At 58.6% G+C, this 19,962-nt stretch carries 12 protein-coding genes; 10 read left to right on the top strand and 2 right to left on the bottom strand.

The annotated features are described in order from the left end of the window. Window positions 1-930 precede the first annotated feature (930 nt). The 6 genes from N2K99_RS09190 (at window position 931) to N2K99_RS09165 (ending at window position 6,086) form a co-directional block, all read left to right on the top strand. Complete coding sequence (locus N2K99_RS09190; protein ID WP_227933576.1) at window positions 931-1,902, top strand: hypothetical protein; 972 nt, start codon at window positions 931-933, stop codon at window positions 1,900-1,902. A gap of 58 nt (window positions 1,903-1,960) precedes the next feature. Further along, a complete protein-coding gene (locus N2K99_RS09185) occupies window positions 1,961-2,377 on the top strand; it encodes a hypothetical protein (protein WP_227933575.1) in 417 nt (138 codons plus the stop codon). A 259-nt stretch (window positions 2,378-2,636) separates the two neighbouring features. After that, the gene (locus N2K99_RS09180; RefSeq protein ID WP_227933574.1) at window positions 2,637-2,885 is read left to right on the top strand and encodes a type II toxin-antitoxin system Phd/YefM family antitoxin; all 249 of its coding nucleotides are present in this window, start codon (window positions 2,637-2,639) and stop codon (window positions 2,883-2,885) included. Window positions 2,886-3,150: 265 nt separating this feature from the next. Continuing rightward, window positions 3,151-3,606 (top strand): DUF6507 family protein, encoded by a 456-nt coding sequence (locus N2K99_RS09175; RefSeq protein WP_227933573.1) that lies wholly within the window; start codon window positions 3,151-3,153, stop codon window positions 3,604-3,606. A 158-nt stretch (window positions 3,607-3,764) separates the two neighbouring features. Continuing rightward, a complete protein-coding gene (locus N2K99_RS09170; RefSeq protein ID WP_260554618.1) occupies window positions 3,765-5,279 on the top strand; it encodes a hypothetical protein in 1,515 nt (504 codons plus the stop codon). A gap of 33 nt (window positions 5,280-5,312) precedes the next feature. Continuing rightward, window positions 5,313-6,086 (top strand): hypothetical protein, encoded by a 774-nt coding sequence (locus N2K99_RS09165; protein WP_227933571.1) that lies wholly within the window; start codon window positions 5,313-5,315, stop codon window positions 6,084-6,086. On the opposite strand, the gene N2K99_RS09160 is transcribed toward N2K99_RS09165, so the two are convergent. Next, a complete protein-coding gene (locus N2K99_RS09160) occupies window positions 6,043-7,065 on the bottom strand; it encodes a hypothetical protein (RefSeq protein ID WP_227933570.1) in 1,023 nt (340 codons plus the stop codon). The genes N2K99_RS09165 and N2K99_RS09160 overlap by 44 nt on opposite strands. A gap of 3,295 nt (window positions 7,066-10,360) precedes the next feature. Here N2K99_RS09160 and N2K99_RS09155 point away from each other — a divergent pair. Together N2K99_RS09155 and N2K99_RS09150 are read left to right on the top strand one after the other, a co-directional pair. Continuing rightward, on the top strand, window positions 10,361-11,128 hold the full coding sequence (locus tag N2K99_RS09155; protein WP_227933569.1) for a nucleoside 2-deoxyribosyltransferase domain-containing protein: 768 nt from the start codon (window positions 10,361-10,363) through the stop codon (window positions 11,126-11,128). Window positions 11,129-11,535: 407 nt separating this feature from the next. Further along, window positions 11,536-12,531, top strand: a complete 996-nt coding sequence (locus N2K99_RS09150; protein WP_227933568.1) for a hypothetical protein — start codon at window positions 11,536-11,538, stop codon at window positions 12,529-12,531. Window positions 12,532-12,595: 64 nt separating this feature from the next. Here N2K99_RS09150 and N2K99_RS09145 read toward each other — a convergent pair whose 3' ends face one another. Beyond that, on the bottom strand, window positions 12,596-14,767 hold the full coding sequence (locus tag N2K99_RS09145) for an HIRAN domain-containing protein (protein ID WP_227933567.1): 2,172 nt from the start codon (window positions 14,765-14,767) through the stop codon (window positions 12,596-12,598). Window positions 14,768-14,983: 216 nt separating this feature from the next. Between N2K99_RS09145 and N2K99_RS09140 the strand changes: the two genes are divergently transcribed. Together N2K99_RS09140 and N2K99_RS09135 are read left to right on the top strand one after the other, a co-directional pair. Beyond that, entirely contained in the window at window positions 14,984-19,792 is a 4,809-nt protein-coding gene (locus N2K99_RS09140; RefSeq protein ID WP_227933566.1) for a type ISP restriction/modification enzyme, read from the top strand. Further along, a complete protein-coding gene (locus N2K99_RS09135) occupies window positions 19,789-19,911 on the top strand; it encodes a hypothetical protein (protein ID WP_257793670.1) in 123 nt (40 codons plus the stop codon). The genes N2K99_RS09140 and N2K99_RS09135 overlap by 4 nt, the downstream gene beginning before the upstream one ends. The last annotated feature ends 51 nt before the right edge of the window (window positions 19,912-19,962 follow it).

The raw sequence follows: 19,962 nt of genomic DNA, 5'->3' as shown, positions 1-19,962 counted from the left end.
ACCGACATTATGATGTGGGTTACCTGTGCACGCGACGCCGCACAGCACGTTCAGGATCCGGACCGGAGCCCGTCGGATTAGGAGCAGTCCTGCCGCGGGCGACCAGGTCCGTATAGCATTCCGCCACGTAGGCCGGTCCGAGGGCTCCAGTCGGCACCAGAATGAAGCACCAACGGCCGAAGTCAGGCATCTGTAGCGCAAAAAACAGAGAAACGAAGCTAGGAAATGGGACGACCCGCCCAGTCCGGCGGCGCCTCTTGAGGAAGACGGTGCACCAAGCACAATAGATTGTCGGCACGGTTGCCGAGGCGTACGTGTGGTGTCATTCTCCCTTTATCCCTTCATCCGCTTACCGGAACCCGGTTGGAGACAGACCATGGAGAAGAGTTTCAGCGACCGCATCGAGGCAGACATCCGAAGGGGCGCGATCTCCTCAGTTGAAGATGAAGAACGGGATCAGCTGGAACGCTGGCTAGCCGATGGGATGCCCGCGCCAGGAACGATCGCAGCGAGATTATATTACGAGCAGAGAAATACCCCTTAGACGGTACTCTCAACCTGGCTTTTCAGATCGAGCCCCGGTCGGTCTGCGAGGGTCTGCTGGTGTCCAACCGTTGTTCACCGCATTCATATACAGTCGAAACATGGGACTATGGGGGAGCTTTAGAAGTGCTTATATACGGTCAAGGACCGAGGTTATGGCGCATCCTCCCCAGACGAGCGATAGTTCTGGGCCAAGCGCCCGCCGGGAGCGCCCGAGATCTAGGGTGGAACCGGAGACGGCCCTAGCTGAGTCCCATCGGGAGAAGATGGAAACTGCGGCAGCCGGCCTGACGGTCAAGGGCTACAGTGCGGGGTACCTCAATGCAGAGGACGCAAGGAAGACCGTAGCAGATGTCAAAGAAGGCCCCACAGAGCTAGAGCTTGTCAATGGCTCAGCACATTGGCAGAGACATCGGTGTCAGTCGCGCCACTCTTTATCGCCGATTCAGTCTGGACGCTAGGGTGATGGCCCAATATCCGAACCGCCATAAGGCGCGGGCTAGTTCTATTCTGCGCACCAGAACTACGGAAGAGGATCAGGAAGCATGGCGCCAGCTAAGCAAACTCTTCAGAGAGATCGAGGAATGGCATGCTGCGGTGGGCGGAACCCACCCTGTTCACGCTCAATCACCCCTGGGTATCGCAGACGAGCTCTCGGATCCATTTCAAGCCTCCCATGCAGTGGCATACCTTCGACTAACTGCGGTGGACCACCTTCATGCTCTTCGAACGTTGATGCAGGAAGCCCAGTCTCAACACATCTTTGCTCCTTTCTCGGTGATTCGTTCCGCTCTCGAAAGCGCATCAACCGCCTTGTGGATTCTGACGGATCCGGACCCAAGAGTTATAGCAGTCAGATCGCTGAAGCAGGAATGGGTGAACCTCAGGGAGTTGCGTCACGCCTATCAAACAATTGGGGCCCCCGAGAAGGACCTCACAGCCCGCTACCAACGCTTTGACGCAGTCATCGAGAAGAACCGCATGAGGAAGGACGGGATTACAGCAAACCCTCCCGGTTCTTTGAAAATGCTCCAGAGGGCCTGCGAGGCTTTTGAGCTGGGCAGTGTGCCCGTCCTGATGTGGCAAATGTGCTCCGGTGCCACCCACGGGCGGAATTGGATTACGGGGTTCCTTACCATGATGGAAGCCCGAGACGATGGCGTTTCAAAAATCGTAAAGGGCCGGCTCACATCTGATGCGCAAGCAATCCTTCTCGCCACCTACGCAGCATGCGATGTTGTCCGTCGTCTTTTCGCCGTGATGCAGAACCGGGCAAAACTAGAGAACCATACTGGCGCTGCCTTCCAGAAAGCAGCCCCCAGGCTACTAGTGCCTACGCCCGGACTCTATCTCCCATGAAACGTGGGCAGGGAGAATAAGCTTGGCGATGAACTGATACTGGTAGAGAGGGGCTGGGATGCACTACGGACAAACTGAAGAGCTATGGGAAGACCTGATCGGGGCCGGGCACGAAATCCTAATCGATGTGTGCCGCAGAGAGGACATGACGACCTATACGGACCTAAACAGGGAGCTAAGCCATAAGGTCGATGGATTCTCCGGTTTCGATTTCAATCAACAATCGGAAAGAGCTGCGATGGGTTACCTGCTAGGCCAAATTGTTGAGCGAGACCAGGTGACGCACCCGGAACTGGTCCTCAGCGCGGTCGTCCATTACATCGATATGAACTCACCCGGTCCTGGGTTTTTCGATCTCGCCCTGAAGAACGGCAATATGAAGGTCGGAGAAGATAAGGACAGCTTCTGGTCCAAGCAGGTTACCCTAGCCCAGAAAACATATCCTCGTAGAAGGTTCGGCCTCCCTCGCACGTAAGAATCATTAGTGATGCGTTGCGTCATCCGCGCAGCGTTAGGGTGTCCCCTTTGTAGGGGATTCCGTCGTAGAGCATGGCGAGGAACATCGGAACGACGCGGCTCCAGGGGCGCCGAGCCCTTGGCCTGCGGCAGTTACCCTCGGATCGTTTGCGGTCGGAATACCCCCTGGATGACGGATGGTCCTCAGCCACGACACGAAAACCATGGAGGTATTCCCTCGTGAGCCATAACATGTCACGTATAACCGGGAGGCAGTAATGGCTATAACAGCAGCGGAAGCCCGCCGTGATCTGACCCGTCTCATCGAACAGGTCAACCTGGACCGAACAGACATCGAGATCGTGGCGGAGCGCGGGTCCGCAGTATTGATGTCCAAAGACGCGTATGACTCCTTGATGGAAACTAACTATCTGCTTCGCTCGCCCCAAAACGCGCAGCGGCTCTTGGCGTCACTCGTATCCGCACGGAAAGGCGACATAGCGGAGCGCAAGCATTTAGAACAGTGAGGAAGTTTAAGTAGGCTTTCTGGCCCAGTGGGCCAGGGCCAGGCCTGAGTCCCTCTTGGATGTGCGGGGCACATCGGCGATTCCAACCCCCTCATGCTCCCAGAGGCGGTTTCCGCGTCCCGTTGCCGCCCGAACCATGGGGTGCGCAGAAAGCCTCTTTCTAGCCAGCTAAATCATCGGTGGGGTGTGTTAGTACTATTGCGTCTTGCCGCCCCATCGGGTTTTATGTCCCCGGTATAGCAAACACTGCAGGTGGGGGACATAAATGAAGTTTGATCTGAGTGGGCAGAGCACTGCCCCCGTATCCGGCACTACGCCCGGTGGTACCGCGGACGGAAACTTCGAGGTGGCCCCTGACGCAGTAATTGCGATCCTGAACGAGGTCCAGACAATGGCGGTCGAGTTCAACGACCTCCTGATGGCTGCTGACGCGAGCATGGTCAGCCTTGCCGACGCCTGCAAAGCTCCGCCCATCGCCACAGAGCTGGCCACGTTCTCCATCATGATGCAGAAACGGACGATACGTTCCGCCGGAGGGCGGACGATGGTGGCCGTCGATGCCGTGGCAGACGCCACTCTCGCCCTGGTCCAGGGCGATAAGCAGATGAGCGACACGGCACGCGAAGCAGCGGCCATGGCAGCACAGCAACATGTTGACGACGCTCCGGGGGCCGCCAACGGCCCGAGTTACGTCCGGCACGGATCCCCTCAGGCCTTCTGATGGATTTCGGAATAACCGAATTTGAACAGCGGCTCCCGGATGCCGACACGATCCGGACGCACGCGGCCGACACGATGGCCGTCGGGGTGCGGGTCCACGAACTCATGGACTCCCTCTGGGAGACCTGGCTCCGACTCACGGCACCTGGAACCTATGACGTGGCAGGAAACGAGAAGGTATTCACCGCCCTGGATACTTCCCGGACGGCGGCAGAAGAACTCTCTAATCACAGTATCCAAATCGATACAGTGATGCGGACCTATGCAGAGTCCGTCGATCTGCTCAAGGTCCGTCTGGGATGGGTCAAAGAGCGGGCCGAGGCATTCAACCGCGAGTACCCGGAGTCCGAACAGGACGAATGGGACAACGAGGAGGCCGCCGTCGATGCCCGAAACGACGTAGCACGCGACGTTGGACAGCTGCATGCGGATCTGGACGAGGCCCAGCGGGACGCGGCCATCCGAATCACTCACATCACCGGCTCAGAGCGCAGCTACATTGAAACTGACCAGATCTATTCCAAGTGGGGCGACAGGGACCGGAACACCGTCGAGTACGGGTACGACTATTCAGATTACCGTGACGCGTTTTCCGGTGGGTACATGTCCAATGATCTTCCCTGGTACCGGGACACGCTGAACTTCGCCGGCGACACCATTATTGGGGTTCCGAAAGCCGGCTGGGAGCTCGTCACCAGCGCCGGCGTGCTCATTGGGTTCCAGGGCTGGTATAAGGCCGGTAACGCCTGGCAAAACATGGGACGCATGACCGGCAACGTTATCGTGGTGACTTCGCCCGTTTACTTAGGATCCGAGCGGTACCGTGAGGCAGTGGATGAGCTGATGGCCCTTGGTCCGCAGCTGATCCGGTACGACCAGTGGAATTCGGACCGTCCCGGACTTGCACTGGGCGGGAATATCTTCGACGTCGCCACCCTGTTCCTGGGCGGTGCCGGTGCTGCCGGCGGCGCCGCGAAGGCCGGGACGAAGGCTTTGGGACTGGTGGATCGGTTTGCAGATTCTTTCCCGGCCAGTCCGGGCGGACCCGGCGGGTTCGGCGGGTTCGGCGGTTTCTCCCCGGCACTCCCTGACGGTCATATGCCCGTCACACCCCGGGATCTGGAGTTGCCTGACAACGGCATCATGCACCGCGAAGGCAAGGGCGGTGGAGGAAAACCTTTCCCGGACACCTACAGCCCGGACAGCGGACGCGATCCAGCCATCCAGCCCCAGGTCGGGGACACCGACGGCGGCAACGGCTACTTCAGAGATGAACCTCGTACGATGCACGGTGCACCGGAGCAACAGTACTTCTCCGGTATCGACCGTGTGGACTCCGGCCACGCCCGTGAATACATCCTGAGGGACGCGGACGGCAAAGAAGTCAGATTCGACGGCCACGGCTGGATTGGTGACCCCCCGAAGGAGTACTTCCCAGAGATCAAGGGGCATTACGACTGGATGTGGCCAGCCAAGGAAAAGGAAATGTTCGACTACTGGATCGAAGACGAGTTGCTAAGGCAAACGAATGCCTTAAAACATGCGGGGCACCCGGGGTTCATTCACGAATTGATATTCACGGAGAAAGTGGTCATGGATAAATTCAACGCTTACCTGCCCTCCGATCACCCCTTGCGACGCACCCTCATCATTTCCTTTAAGCCAATGCCCTGAACAACCTGTTCCGACTCTTGATAGGTTTAATATATGAAGCAAACGGTGGCTGAGTTGTTGCCAGAAAATGACGAATACGCCTACATCATGATGGTTTGGGGTAGTCGGCGCGAGCGGCCTGAAGAGATAGCAGCTCGCGGGTGGGCCACAATGGCTGCGCTCAAAGATGCTATTCCTGCCAACGACCCGCAGGTCCCCGCGCCCGTATGGGTAGACGCTAGTCAGGATCTCTACGGACATGACCGGCCGCCCGCGCCGTCGTCCCTTCCCGCCATGCAAGATCAGACCCTAGAAAGAGCGGACGTCGACGACCTCGGCAACCTTGTCGGTGGGGTGCGCATGGGCTCGTATCTGATATCAGGTGAGACGGATGTCGCTTCCTACAGTGGAAACGTGGGTGCCGGTAGGACCTATGTGGGTAACACCGTCACTATTCGCTTCCTGCCCGACTATCCGCTGGGCACGGAAGAAGATGTACTCAGATTGTTCCGGACACTCGTCGCGATTTGGGCGCCGGACACCGCCAGGTTCGGAACCTACCTGACCTCCCGCCAGGTGCATGATTATGCGAAGTCTTACGCCGGATATATGACGTGGGTGTCTCAATCAGGCATGGGCACACCGCCACCGCTAAAGTCGGCCACCGCGGAACCATTCGGTGAAGGTACCCTGCTAACCGTTAAGGAGTGGAGCGTTGAGGGCGTCCGCAACCTCCACGAGGAGCTTCTTGCCGCCGGTGTTCCAGGCTATGTCTCTGAAAATATCAATCCGCAGAGCGTCCCCCGCTTCCCCTCTTCGACAAGCTGAGCGGCGCGCTCAGCAGGGGTGAACAGCAGTTCGCTGATTGGGGATCCGAAACCGGGCCGACAGGGTTGAACTTGTACGCCCTTAGGGTGTGACCGCTGGCGCGATATTCCGGGGCAGACGGCGGGACCATAAACGTGTTGTAGGCCGCCATATCGCTGCGATGAGCGACGTAAACACGCGTCCACTCGCGGGATTCGGCGGTGATTGCAGACAGCTGACGCGCAAATAGCCCGCTTTGGTAGAGGTGCACACGGTCTTCTGATTGCGCCTGAACCCAGTCGTTGTAGCGACCGTATACGAAGCTGAAGGTAGCGAAGGGCATGAAGTCCTGAGCGTGAGTCAGCCAAAACCGCCGGATGCTTTCGTCAACGGGCACCCGGTAGGACGGTAATCGATGTGGCTCCACAACCAGGGGATGGGGGCGTGTCGAAGGACTCATCTTCACGTGGTTGCCTTCCACCACGTCCTGGTCGCTACGACAGCACGGGACGAGGCTGACACCGGCGGAGTGTACGACGTACCGGAATGCTGTGATCGAGCCGCCCTCATCCAGGAGTTCAAGGATGCTATCAGCGGTTTTTGGATGAATAGAGGCGGCGATGATCATGAGTGCCGGAGAATCATTCACGGTCTCTGGCAGCGTGTGACCAAAGCGTTGTTGGAAAGCCTCCGCCAAGTCGATCCGAAGACGACCGTGAGCGAGGACGTATATGAGATCCTTTCTGTTCATCCGCTTGAGCAGGCGGCGATAGCTGAGAACCTGGGCAACGACGGGGGGTTTGGCTTCGTCAACCTTCAGCTCGACGATGTGTATGAGGCCAGTTGGGTCGATCGCGAGCAAGTCAATCTCGCTTCCGTATACCTCCACCTGTCTTCCGATGACCAATAGGTCCAGCCCGGTAAGCCATAGACGGGCCTCCAGATAGTCCTCTAAGTCCTTTTCATAACGGAATCCGAGCAGTTTGGTCAGTTCAGTCACCACCAGTCGTCCGGTTCTTCGTGTAGTGCTTGGCCAGTTGATGTCCGGGTAGATGGGGCTTGCACCTACCCGGACGTGACGGAAACCTGCGCGCGGTTTAGGTAAAGCTTTCGACTTGCAGATCCGAAAGTTCATAAACAAGGGGGGGAGGTCTGACGGCCGAGCTCCTGATCCAGGACGACTTTCAGACGAGCAGCGAGGACCTCTCGGTAGAGAGAACCTGAACCTTCCCTAATACGCTCTGGACGCTCCGACCGGGAATTCTCCCCGGACGCAGACACTGTGCTGCGTTCATCGAGGAGACGGCGTACCGCCGAGTCCCACATCTGGGTGCCGGTCGTTTTCCAGGCTGTGTCGAGAAGGGTCTTCTCCTCGTTGCTGGCGGCACCGCTGCTCAGGTGGACGAGCATCCGGTCGAGTTAGGGCAAGCGGGAAGCGCCCTACTCGCATTAGCGCTACGTCATCCCACCCGCTCATCCTCTCCGGACCCAGTTTCCCAAGCCTGAGAGAACGCCGTTGCACGATGCCCCTGGTTGCCAGAACTCTCTCATTGGGTTCTCTACCGGTCTTGTAACTTGGAGCTGCCAGACGGGGGCAGATCCCGGATCCCGAACACAGCGATGATTCCACAGCCCACGTTTTCTTGGTTTTCTGGTCGACCGCCGAATAAATGACGTGCCCGAAATCATCCCGGTTCTGGGCCGGTTCCGGTCCAGAACCGGGATATCGATAGAGGCCTCTCCTGCACTGTGCCCAATTATGGGCCAAACATGGGCCATTGCCAGGCCACGAAAGCGGTGTTGATCGCGCTAGGCCAGATTCAGGTCTGATCCGTCCGGATCCTGCCCGAATCCGGCCCAGAAGTGGCCCGACACGTTCTCGGAAGCCCGCAAGTAATCAAAACATCAGATAGGAAGACCAGTTGTCGCCTATGACGGGACATTTTCTGACCAGAATCGGGCCAGCTTTGTCCGAAACGTTGCAGCCTTCGGGCTGCCTTTTTTTACCCGTCGGCACCCTTCGGGTGCCATGCCTGGATGGAAGGCACGGTGTAAGGAGCGTGATGGGGCGGGGGCGGGTGGCGATGCACTTGGACGCTGTGCCCATGGCTCTCCAGGGGGCCGGGGAGTCCGGTCACCTCGAGGAGTTACGAGCCGTCAGGGATGCTGTGGAAGCGCTCGTCCCGCCTCGTGATGAACGGAGATGGAGGATCGCGGGATCCCACCCCGGTCCCCTGGGGAGCCCAGCATGAATGGTTAAGCCCGGGCACAAAATGCATGGATGTCCAGTCGACTGACAGCCGCCAGCCCGCCCCCGTTGAGGGAGCGATCAGACGCAGCTCCATGGCTGATTCCAACAGCCGTTGACGCAGCGTGGAAGGCACAGTGGGATCCTGCATGGACGCCCGGACCGGTCCCTGGGCAGAAAGCACTCAACTGGGGAGGATTCGCAGGCTCACCTCACCCACCGGAGCATGGAACGTGGACGACGGCGCCCACGGACCGGGACCTAAAGAAACGAATCCGCGGGACCGCCGTCGGCACCTTTTTATCTTCCCTTCGGGCCCTTCGGGACCAGATAAAAAGGTTCACGACGTCGATGCTGCATGGACTGTTTTCCGGAGCAGCCGGCTGCCGCCGGCTGCCGCCGGCTACGGGTGTAAGGACCATCCGAAGCGGGTGCTGTGACGACGCCGGTACAGAAGATGGAACACCGCCGGGGCGGTGCCGTTACCGGCACTCCGGCGTCGCCGGAGAGGTCGTGTGCATGGACCCTGGCGGGCCGTTGAACCCCTGCTGTGACAAGGGCATGAACAGCTGCTGCGCAGCGCCTTCGGCACCCCCGCGGATCCGTCTTCGTCCCTCAGCCGTCACCGCGTGGCCACCTCGTACGGGATCACTGCTCCTGCGTCGCAGCGTCCTGCTGGTGAGTTTGGAACGGGGACTGCGTCCCCTCTTTTCGGGCCTTGGAACACGCTCCTACTCCTCCGTCGCAGGACCGCGGCGCTGCTTCGCAGCAGCTTCCTACCGGGTGCCATGCACCTAAATACCCGGTAGGAAGCAAAAGGCCCGAAACCGCCGGAAACTAGCGCCACCTCTACCCTCCCTCCTACGAGTAGGAACCATAAATGGTCGGGTAGGAAGCATGGTGGTAGGCGCTACTTTCCTCTGATAAACCAGCAGAAATCCCCTCAGTCCTCCGCTAAAGCTCCGGACGTGAGGGAAAAAGGGAAAGGGCATAAGAAAGGGTGGCACCTCGCTACGCTCGGTGGTCGGCACAGCCGACACCCCTCGGTCGCTGCGCTCCCTCGCCCTTCGCTGCGCTCAGGGTTTCTACTGCGTTCGCTGGCGCTCTCTTGCCCCGCCAATGCTGCGCATCGTCGGGGTGCCCCTGGAACCATCGCTGACGCGAGTGGTCCCAGCTCCCACTCGGGCTGCCGCCCGTCGTGGACAGAGACCCCTGCGACGTTGTCGCGGTGTCTCTGAGACAAGCAGTACAGACACCTCGCGACCCCTTCGACAGGAGCTGTATCGAGGTGCCGTGAGGCACCGGTCGGCTGCCGTCGACCCGGGTTGGAGCGACGTCGTTGACCACTTCGCGGCCCACCCTTTCGACGGGCATCTGAGACCTCGGATGTCCGTCTCAAAATCCAACCAAGGAGGTGCCTGAACGATGGTCACCATAAAGGCCAATATTTACGACCGGCTTCTCGCCCGCCCTGCTACCGGATGCGTCCTGTGGCAAGGAACCATCAGACCAGACGGCTACGGTCAGCTCGTCAGCCAACGGCAAGAAACGCAGACTACATCGAGTCGTCCACGGACTCTCTGCCCAGAGGGAGACGGTCTGGCCCTCGACTATCTCTGCCGCGATCGAGGCTGCCTCGATGCCAATCATCTGGAGCCTGTAACCCTTGCGGATAACAACTTCCGCGGCATCGGTTTCACGGTGGTCCATGCATGCAGACCCACTGTCCCTAGGGACACCCTTACGACGAGGAGAACACCCAAATGAAGAACGGCGGTCGCAGGTATGGAACCTGCATCTCCATCGAGAACCGCCGCTACCGAGAGAAGCAGAAAGCTGTAAGGAACAGCTGAGGTCGTTACTCCAGAGACCGTCCGGTCGTCCTGGGGACCCTGGAAAAGAGCCAGCGGGTTGCGCGAATCCGGGGTGCTGAATATCAGCTCAGTGCACAGCGCAGGATGCTCACGGCTCACAATTAATTGGAAATCATTTGCACGACCTTTTTGAGCGTCTACCGATGAGGCAACGCGGGAAGGAGCAACCCGCTATGAGCGATGCCCAATCCGCACTGGACACTGAAACACCGCAGGTGCCTTGCCTGGAAAGGACCGAAAAAGATCCAGAAGGCGGCGTGCCACGCCAAACTGCCTGCCTAGGCCGGAAACATCGGTTTGGCCGTTCCAACCGGTACAGTTGTGCCACTCGCAGGGAACTGAGGATAAGGGGAGTCATGGACAGCGGTTTTTCGGTCTATCTGGCCGGCAAGATTTCTAAGAACGGCTGGCGCAACGAGCTTGTGAGGTCTGAAATCCTTGGAGGCAACGAATGGGCCATTGATGCACTGGGGTCGAGCCATATCCGCCCAAAGTGGGACACCATAGTGAACGGTCTGGCGGACGGAATACACCTGACCGGTCCGTTCTTCATTGGCTGCGACCATGGTTGCGGTCACGGGCCCGGAAGTCACGGCGTCACCGGAGGATGTATCTCCAGCGTGGCCAGCCAGCAAGCGACGGTAAAGCTGTGCCTTGACGCCATTGACCGGTCCGACGTTGTGTTCGCGTGGATTGATGCGAAGGATGCTTACGGAACGCTCGTTGAACTCGGTTATGCGAAGGCTAAGGGTAAGCGCATCATCGTTGCTCATCCTCCGGGACCATTCGTCCGAAGTGAGAAGGGCGATGTTAGCAACACCGCTCTGCGCAGCGACATGTGGTTTCTAAACACCATTGCCGATGTCGAGATCGCCGAGCACTCGGCGGGCGCAGCATGGAAGCGTTTCTTGGACTGGGAGGAAGAAACGAATCCGACCTGATTCGGCTTCTAGCATCCCGGCAGATCCTTTGGACAGCCCGGGATTGACCAAGGTCGCGATCGCCGCACAGGCGGAAGACGGAACTTCTGAGTCACCCAATGATCGTGAGTGCAGTGCCATTCGCCCTCTGGTCTGATCAATAGCTGCAGCAGGTCGATTTGGTGCTGGGCAGCCTCCCTGCGCTGAGAACCGCTGAGGCCGTCGTTGACGCACGCCCGGACTGTGTCTATTCTGACTACGGGTCGGTCGGACGGCCCTACTCCGAGTCAGGATCCCCACGCGGCCTGGCTTCGAAGGACAACCGCAGCGGATCCGGTGGAAGCAGGAACTTGTCAGCTGATTTCTCTACATCCGTCAAGGCTCTGCGTGCGTGGGGTGCAAAGCCAAGGACGGAATTGGAGATTCAGATGATCAACATCGACGTGCGCGCTGCTGAACGCAGGATTTCAGCCCCCTCCGCCCGGCCCACGCGGGAACACCAGCGCGACGCGCGCGCTTGGTCGAAGTTCTCAGGCCTGAACTACACGACCTGTCTTAGGCAGATGATGCACCCACTCGCGCAGGGCATCCTTGGGCAGAGAGTCAGCGCACGCAGCCTGATCACAGCCCTCACCAAGAAGGGGCTCATCAGCGAACGGGCCGAAAGTTATCACCAACACAGTGCCTCCAATGCAGCGTCCAGAGTCACCACGCTGGGGGAGTCTGGACTCCTGAAGGCCGATAAGGATCCCCTCCACGTCTCCTCCCCTGACGCGTACTTGGAAGTCGTACTGTCGACTGAGCTGCTCCGTGCGTTCGACCTGGTAGGTGGGCCGCAAGACGATTCCCACAGCTATGTTCTGAAGCATGTCGCCGAAGAATTCTTCAGGGATCGGCTTGGTTCCTTCTCCTACATTTCGAACGGGAAGATGATCTGGGCCGCTGCTGTGCTGGATCTGCCGATGCGGTCCTCGGCGGTAGACTCCAGCAATGCTCTGTTCGGCCTCGATCCCCTCCAGGTCCACTACCTGCAGCGTATGCTCCGCGGGCCGGCTCCAAAGGCCCACCACCACCGTCCGCCTGGGCTTATACACCTAGCGAAGATGCTCGAGCGCTTCGCGTCTGCTGAGGAGATCCCTGTTCGCTGGGACCCACAGGACGCTTTGCACGAGGCGCGGACTACCCCGTTCCACGAATGGGTTATCGAACAATGCAATCCGGAGGGCGACGGCACCCCGGAGGGCGGTACGCGCCAGCGTCTGGCCTTCGACTACTGGCATGGTGTCAGGGGCAGTGATCATCCAGTGGCAAAGAGCCCGGAACATCTCCTCGAGATCCTCGACGGTATGGGTGCTGGATACTTGGCGATCTCCGAAGCGGAGAACATAGCAGTGGCATGGAATCAGCTGCAGCGGCCTGAGTGACAGGAACCCACCCATACCGCCTGGGCCGGTGGGTGGGTTCCGGTCTGAAGCTCCTGCAGTGACGTTATGTGTGGGCTCTCTTTGGGACGGTTGGCGTAGGAGCTCTGGGGGATCGAGGAAGAGCTGGGGCACTTCTTGTAAATGAGAACAATTCCTCGAGTCGTCCCAGATCCTGAGGAGTTACGCCGACAAGCCGGATGCCATGCTTAGCGGCCAACCTGATCTTTTTCTGCATTTTTTCTATGTATTTCTCCTCATCAGGCAGGCCCCAAGCCTCCACGTAAGTTCCGTCCCACAAGAGCCAGTCTGCGCGCATCGCGTTAGGATTCAGGTCAGGGTCATAGGGCCAATGAGGTTCGGCTTCATGGGCGATGCTGTTAGCAGTGAAGAAATCGTCTATATGTCTCTCCAAAAGGGATCGGCATACATGTCCGTCCCTTGCAGTAGACATGATGCCACGCGACGTTCTGTAGCCGTCTTGGACGATGTCAGCTTTGGCGAGCCAATCGAACCACGTATAGGGAGCCCTTTGTTGCGCTCCTTCGCGCCTCAGGCGCGTATTTACTCGCGGCACATGCATCCTAACGAGCAATGCTCGATCAATCGCCGTAGGGGAAGTCGTCGGGGGAAGACGTGAAACTTGGGCTTGACTTGGAGCACCGCCAATCTCGGTGGCCAGTTCAGCGAGGGCCCAAACCGCAAGGGGTTCCCAAGGCTCATCCCATCCCAAGTCAACGTAGAACCCGCGCACTGCATGCCTGAGGCATAGGACGCAGTATGCCAACCACTCTGCGTCTCTCTCCCCTTTTCGCTTGACAGGCAGCGCGTCATAGCCGCAGAGTCGGCACGGTGTTGGGCGGTTTCCCTTTTCATTAAAGCTGTAGGGTCCGAATAATTCGTCAAGGTATCCTGTGTCGGCGTAACTATCGAGCAAGAAATCGGTGGTGCGATTAAGGTACTCCGGATCCGGTTTTCCTGCAGTAAAATTTAATGGCGAATGATTGACTATTTCCTTTGGGAGGACCTGACTGTGGTGCGCCCATATCCTCCGATATTCAGGGGGAATCTCAGATGGAACATCCAACGCCTTGATAGGCTCCTTGACTTCGCCTATGGAGAGATAAACCTGTGGGGGAGGGGCACTCCAAACAACACGGTTTGGAATCACCCCTAGGCGGGCCAAGAGGGTCAGCGCAGGTTGTCGGTATACGGATGCATGTACGTGTAACCTCTCAAGCTCCGGCTCGTACCAGCCGAGGGGAAGTACGTCGGAGGGTACGTTGATGCTCCATCTGGTGCCTTCGTCCTTGATAACAGCTGGCGGGTATTCTCCCGTGAGGTTTGGACTGCCGGTTAGATCCAGCCCAGAGGCCGCAGCGGCTTCCAACGCGGCAGGCCGGTAACACTCGTCGTGTAGGAACACTATTCCGTTATGGATCTTTCCGATACGTCCTCCCGCCTTGTTGACGACGTATGCTCGTCGCTTCCCAAACACCGATCGTTGTTGGACGCTAACCGGTTCGGACGGGGCTGCCGGGGGCATGAGGAGTCGCCAATTAGCAAGCTGTTGTAGCGCATGAGCGTCCAAGCGCTCGGCTTGATATGTCCGAGCCGGGGGTATCTCCAGCGTGTCCGCTGAAGAATGTGATGCTATGCCTCGAAAGGTGTCACGAGGACGCTGTTGATCCGCTGTACTGGGAGCTGACCCTTTTGGGCGGCATAGAGCGGCGTCAATAAGAGTATGAAGATGGGATGTGTTGGGGAGACACAGCTGGATTTCTCCGTTGTCGCCACCGCGCACACGGGCATGGCAGGCGACTGGCGCACCGAACTCAGAGCGGGCTCTGGCAGCTAGCTCGCTAAACCGGGAACCCCCTAGGTGGGCGAGACTCGCTTCGGGGACGTATCCCATGTGTCTGTCCTCCGCGGTTCCGCCGTAGGTATACGGTTGCGCGACCGAAATTGCGTTGCTGTTGTAGGTGTTGTCTGGCCTGGGAACGAGTTCAACCAAGGTACGGACCCACTTCTTCGCCGGAGGTATTTCGCCAGGGGAAGTAAGCTCCAGCGTGATGAATTCTCGTTGCGTATCCAGGGCGTCCCCCCAAGCGGCGGCCGTGATGTGCGCCGGTCCCCACGGGATGACTACCATTCCAACGGTCACGTCAAAGATAATCTTGCCGGCGTCAGGTGAGGACGGGTCGGCTTTGCCTTGCATATTCGAGCTGGTAGTACTCATGGCATGACTGTATCCGTGTATAGCCGACGGAGTTGAGAATGGTCCGCGCCGTGAACCGGCGTCATCCAGACGGTCCCAAAGGGTCTGGAACGATCCGTTGTAAACCGGGAATCAGGGACTAGCTGCGTGTGACCTGTTGTGGAGCCTGACGATCGCCGCTGCCCTCCGTCAGGCAGCGAAGACGGTGCACCCGTAATTATGAGGAAAGATAGTCCTATGGTTTCTTCTTCGTTTGGGCAGGTCTTGGATCAGCTGTACTTCTCCGCTACTGATGAGCGTGACAAGGGCTCCAAGTTCGAACGGCTGATTAAGCGGTACCTGGAGCTGGAACCGAAGTACGCCGATCAGTTCTCCGACGTCTGGATGTGGAACGAGTGGCCGGACCGCGGCAAGCAGGTGGATACCGGGATCGATCTAGTTGCCCGGGACCGCTACACAGGCGAGCTGACCGCTATCCAGTGCAAGTTCTACGACCCGCAGCGCCGGCTCGAGAAGAAACAGATCGACTCGTTCTTCACCGCCATGGGCAAGGTCGACTTCTCCTACGGCATGGTGGTCTCCACCACCGACGACTGGTCCAAGCACGCTGAGGAAGCATTGGAGGGCCAGTCCAAGCCCACGACCCGGTTGCGCCTGCAAGACCTTGCCGAGTCCACCATCGACTGGGAACAGTTCAACCTCGCCCAGCCTGAGCAGATGGTCCGCTCGGACCGGAAGGTACCGCGCAAATACCAGCGCGAAGCGATCAACGATGTAATCACCGGCTTCCAGGACTCTGACCGAGGCAAGCTGATCATGGCCTGCGGCACAGGCAAGACCTACACCTCTTTGAAGATCGCCGAAGGAATGGTCCCGGCCGGCGGCACTGCCCTGTTCCTGGTGCCCTCCATCGCCCTGCTGCAGCAGACCCTGAACGAGTGGACCGCCCAGACCACGGTGAAGCTCCGTCCCCTGGCTGTGTGTTCGGATGCGAAGGTCGGGCGCCGCGACGACGAAGACGTTTCCGTGCACGACCTGGCGTTTCCGGCCACGACGGACGCACAGAAGCTTTTCCACCGGGCGAGTATCAGCACCGGACAGGAAGCTGTCACCGTGGTGTTCTCCACCTACCAGTCCATTGATGTCATCGCACAGGCGCAGGCTATGGGGATGCCGGACTTTGATCTGGTTCTGTGCGATGAAGCCCACCGGACCACGGGCATCACTGAGCCCGAGCATGATGATTCAGCGTTCGTCCGAGTGCATGATCAGGGGTATCTGCGGGCTGGGAAGCGCTTGTATATGACGGCGACCCCGCGGATCTACGTGCAGGATTCGAAGGTCAAGGCCGCGGAAAATGACGTTGCCGTGTACTCCATGGACGATATGGCCGTCTACGGTCCTGAATTCCACCATCTCGGTTTTGGGAAAGCCGTGGAGATGGGCCACCTCGCCGACTACAAAGTCCTGGTCCTGGCCGTGAACGAGGATGCAGTGTCTCGCTCCTTCCAAGGCTTGTTCGAGGAAAACGGGGACCTGTCTCTGGACGATGCTGCCCGCATTGTGGGCTGCTGGAACGGGCTTTCCAAGCGCGGCGTGAACGGGGAACGTCTCTCCATCGGAGACACAGCGCCCATGAACCGGGCGGTTGCGTTCGCCCGGAACATCAAGGAATCCAAGAAACTGGCCGAACAGTTCGAACTCATCGGCCGGCAGCTGCGCGTCGAGGATGACGAGGCGTTGAAGCTCGAAGCCGGGCACGTTGACGGCACGTTCAACGTGCTGGAACGCTCCGCGAAGCTGGACTGGCTGCAGGACGAGACCAAGGGGAACGTGTGCCGGATCCTCTCCAACGCCAAATGCCTTACCGAAGGCGTTGACGTTCCGTCTTTGGACGCCGTGCTGTTCCTGAACCCGCGTAATTCCCAGGTCGATGTGGTGCAGGCAGTGGGCCGTGTGATGCGCAAGTCCGAGGGCAAGGAGTACGGATACATCATCCTGCCCATCGCCGTGCCGTCTACCTCGGATCCGGAAGCCGCATTGAACGATAACAAGAAGTACAAAGTGGTCTGGGATGTTTTGCAAGCGCTCCGGGCACATGATGACCGGTTCGAGGCGATGATCAACAAGCTGGACCTGAACGGGAACTCCAACGACAAGATCGACGTCATCACCGTCGATGATCCCTTCAACAACGACGACAGTGAACCCGGGAAGAATGAGAAGCCCGGTGCGCAGGTCACCGAGGCCCTGTTCCATATGGCCAACGCGGATGAGTGGCGCAACGCGATCTTTGCCCGCATGGTCCGCAAGGTGGGGGACCGGCGCTACTGGGAGCAGTGGGCCGAAGACGTCAAAGGCATTGCCGACCGACACATCATCCGCATCCGGTCCATCCTGGACGGGCCTGATGCCCGGGTACGGGATGAGTTCGCTGTGTTCCTGGACGGGCTGCGCGGGAACCTGAACGCGTCAATCACGGAGAACGATGCGATCGATATGCTCTCCCAGCATTTGATCACCAAGCCCGTGTTCGAGGCATTGTTCGAGGACTACTCCTTCGCAGCCCACAACCCGGTGTCCCAAGTCATGGACTCCATGGTCCAGGTGCTCGAGCAGTACAACCTGGATTCCGAGGTGCAGAATCTTGAAGAATTCTACCGGTCCGTGAGAATCCGTGCGGAAGGCGTGGAAACGGCCGAAGGCAAGCAGAAGATCATCACCGAACTCTATGAACGGTTCTTCAAGCTTGCATTCCCCCGCACCGCCGAATCCCTCGGTATCGTCTACACCCCGGTCGAGGTTGTGGACTTCATCCTCCGAGCCGTCAATGACGTCTTAGCAGAAGAATTCGGGGTGACGATCTCTGACGAGGGCGTGCACGTCCTGGACCCCTTCACCGGCACCGGAACCTTCATCGTCCGCTTGCTGCAGTCCGGGCTGATCAAACCCGAGGACTTGCTTCGCAAATACACCCATGAACTGCACGCCAACGAACTGCTGCTCATGGCCTACTACATTGCGGCCATCAACATCGAAGCCACCGTTCACGGGCTTCTTCGTGACCAGGCGGTTGCGGCGGGAACTGATCCGGACGCTGTGGGGTATGAGCCCTTCGACGGGATCGTCCTCACCGACACGTTCCAAATGACAGAAGACGGCGACACCCTCGACGAGCACGTTTTCACCAACAACAGTGACCGCGTTGTTAAACAGAACGCGCTTGATATTCGGGTCATTATCGGCAATCCGCCCTACTCAGTCGGGCAGAGCAGCGGCAACGACAACAACGCGAACCTCAAGTACCCGACATTAGATGAATCCATCCGTCGAACCTATGTTGAACGCTCTACGGCCACGAACAAGAACTCTCTCTATGACTCCTACATCCGGGCAATCCGGTGGGCCTCCAACCGCATCCTGAACTCGGACAATGGGGGAGTGATCTGCTATGTCTCCAACGGAGGTTACATTGACGGCAACACCGCGGACGGCCTCCGCAAAACTCTCACAGACGAGTTCCACGAGATCTACGTCTACAACCTGCGCGGCAATGCACGTTCTGCCGGCGAGCTGCGCCGCAAGGAAAAAGACAACGTATTTGGTGAAGGAAGCAAGACGACGGTTGCTGTCATGCTCCTCGTGAAACATCCCGGCCCTGTTACCGAGTGCCGACTGAACTACCGAGACATCGGAGACTACCTCGACCGTAAGCAGAAACTTGCCATCGTAGATGAGTCCACCCTCGGCAACCTCCCCTGGCAGCAGCTCACCCCAAACACTGACGGCGACTGGGTCAACCAACGTAACGATCTGTTCGAAACTTTCACTCCGCTCGGAGCAAAAGACTCCGCTAAACCCAGCATGTTCCGCACATACTCCGGCGGGCTCAAAACGAACCGGGATGCCTGGGTCTACAACTCGTCAGCGGACAGACTTCGCATCAATGTTGAATCCATGGTGCAGTATTACAACGAGCAGCTGAGTTCCCTGCGAGATGGAGGCGAAGCCAGCAACGACCCGACGAAGATCTCTTGGGGCGGCGGGTTGCGCAACCTAGCGAAAGCTGGAAAGGCTGTCCAGAAACAAGCAGGGGCGATGCGGAAGTCGTCCTATCGTCCCTTCAATGCTCAGCATGTGCATTTTCAGACGGAGCTCAACGAGCGTCAGTATCAGTTGCGAAAGATTTTCCCTACTCCGGAGACGAGGAACTTCGGCTTTTACATAACCTCTCCTGCTACCCATTACCCGACTTTCGAATCCTTGATGGTAAATAACGTTCCTGACCTTCACCTGCTGGATACGGGTCAGTTCTTTCCGCGTTACATCTACACCCTTCAGGAATCTGAGGACGATCTGTTTGGCGGATTCAACAGCAGTAGCGATCCGATAAAGATCGACAACATCGCGGACGAAACGCTGGCGGACTACCAGGCGGTCTACGGGTTGTCGGTGACGAAGGACGATATCTTCTACTACGTCTACGGGCTGCTCCATTCAAATCAATACCGTGAGCGGTTCGGCGCCGACCTGAAGAAGATGCTTCCGCGGATCCCCAAGGTCCCCGGAGAAGATCGATTCCTTGGCTTCGCTGCAGCGGGCCGTCAGCTCTCTGACCTCCACCTTGGCTACGAGGATGTGGCCCCCTACCCTCTCGTCGAACGTGAGACCGGGTCGGGCCCAGAGGTAGACGAGTACGCGAAGTACGCTGTTAAAAAGATGAAATACGGTGGAAAGGCGGGATCCTGGGATAAGACCAGGATCATCTACAACGCACGCATTGCTCTCGAAGGCATTCCCGCGGATGCTCATCGGTACATGCTGGGGTCTCGCTCAGCAGTTGACTGGATTCTAGAGCGGTACCAAGCCAAGACGGACAAGGCCTCCGGGATCGTGAACGATCCCAACGACTGGTCCCGAGAACACCAGCAGCCCCGCTACATCATCGACCTCATCGGACGGATAGTAACCGTCAGCATAGAAACGAATCGCATCGTCGACGCCTTGCCGTCACTTGGAGTGGATGAACAGGAAAAGCCACTGTGAACACCGGAAAGTCTGTCCGCCTCTTCCTAGTGGACGGAACCCCGGGCGGGCTGGTGACGGCAGAGATCATGAACTGGACCGGCCATGTTTTGGTCCCCGCAGCGGCATCGCTGAACTAGTAAAGAGGCCAGAGGCTAGACGAACAGTCATCTATGTCCTGGTGGGGGAAG

Origin of the sequence: Arthrobacter sp. zg-Y1110 (genome assembly GCF_025244865.1) — a bacterium.
Taxonomy (GTDB): domain Bacteria; phylum Actinomycetota; class Actinomycetes; order Actinomycetales; family Micrococcaceae; genus Arthrobacter_B.
The sequence above is the reverse complement of the archived record's forward strand: the minus strand, read 5'-3'. Positions and strand labels throughout refer to the sequence as shown.

Bases quoted from the DNA above. Each gene is read 5' to 3' on its own strand.
- N2K99_RS09190 (WP_227933576.1), top strand. From the start codon at position 931: ATGGCTCAGCACATTGGCAGAGACATCGGTGTCAGTCGCGCCACTCTT.
- N2K99_RS09185 (WP_227933575.1), top strand. From the start codon at position 1,961: ATGCACTACGGACAAACTGAAGAGCTATGGGAAGACCTGATCGGGGCC.
- N2K99_RS09180 (WP_227933574.1), top strand. From the start codon at position 2,637: ATGGCTATAACAGCAGCGGAAGCCCGCCGTGATCTGACCCGTCTCATC.
- N2K99_RS09175 (WP_227933573.1), top strand. From the start codon at position 3,151: ATGAAGTTTGATCTGAGTGGGCAGAGCACTGCCCCCGTATCCGGCACT.
- N2K99_RS09165 (WP_227933571.1), top strand. From the start codon at position 5,313: ATGAAGCAAACGGTGGCTGAGTTGTTGCCAGAAAATGACGAATACGCC.
- N2K99_RS09155 (WP_227933569.1), top strand. From the start codon at position 10,361: ATGAGCGATGCCCAATCCGCACTGGACACTGAAACACCGCAGGTGCCT.
- N2K99_RS09150 (WP_227933568.1), top strand. From the start codon at position 11,536: ATGATCAACATCGACGTGCGCGCTGCTGAACGCAGGATTTCAGCCCCC.
- N2K99_RS09145 (WP_227933567.1), bottom strand. From the start codon at position 14,767: ATGAGTACTACCAGCTCGAATATGCAAGGCAAAGCCGACCCGTCCTCA.
- N2K99_RS09140 (WP_227933566.1), top strand. From the start codon at position 14,984: ATGGTTTCTTCTTCGTTTGGGCAGGTCTTGGATCAGCTGTACTTCTCC.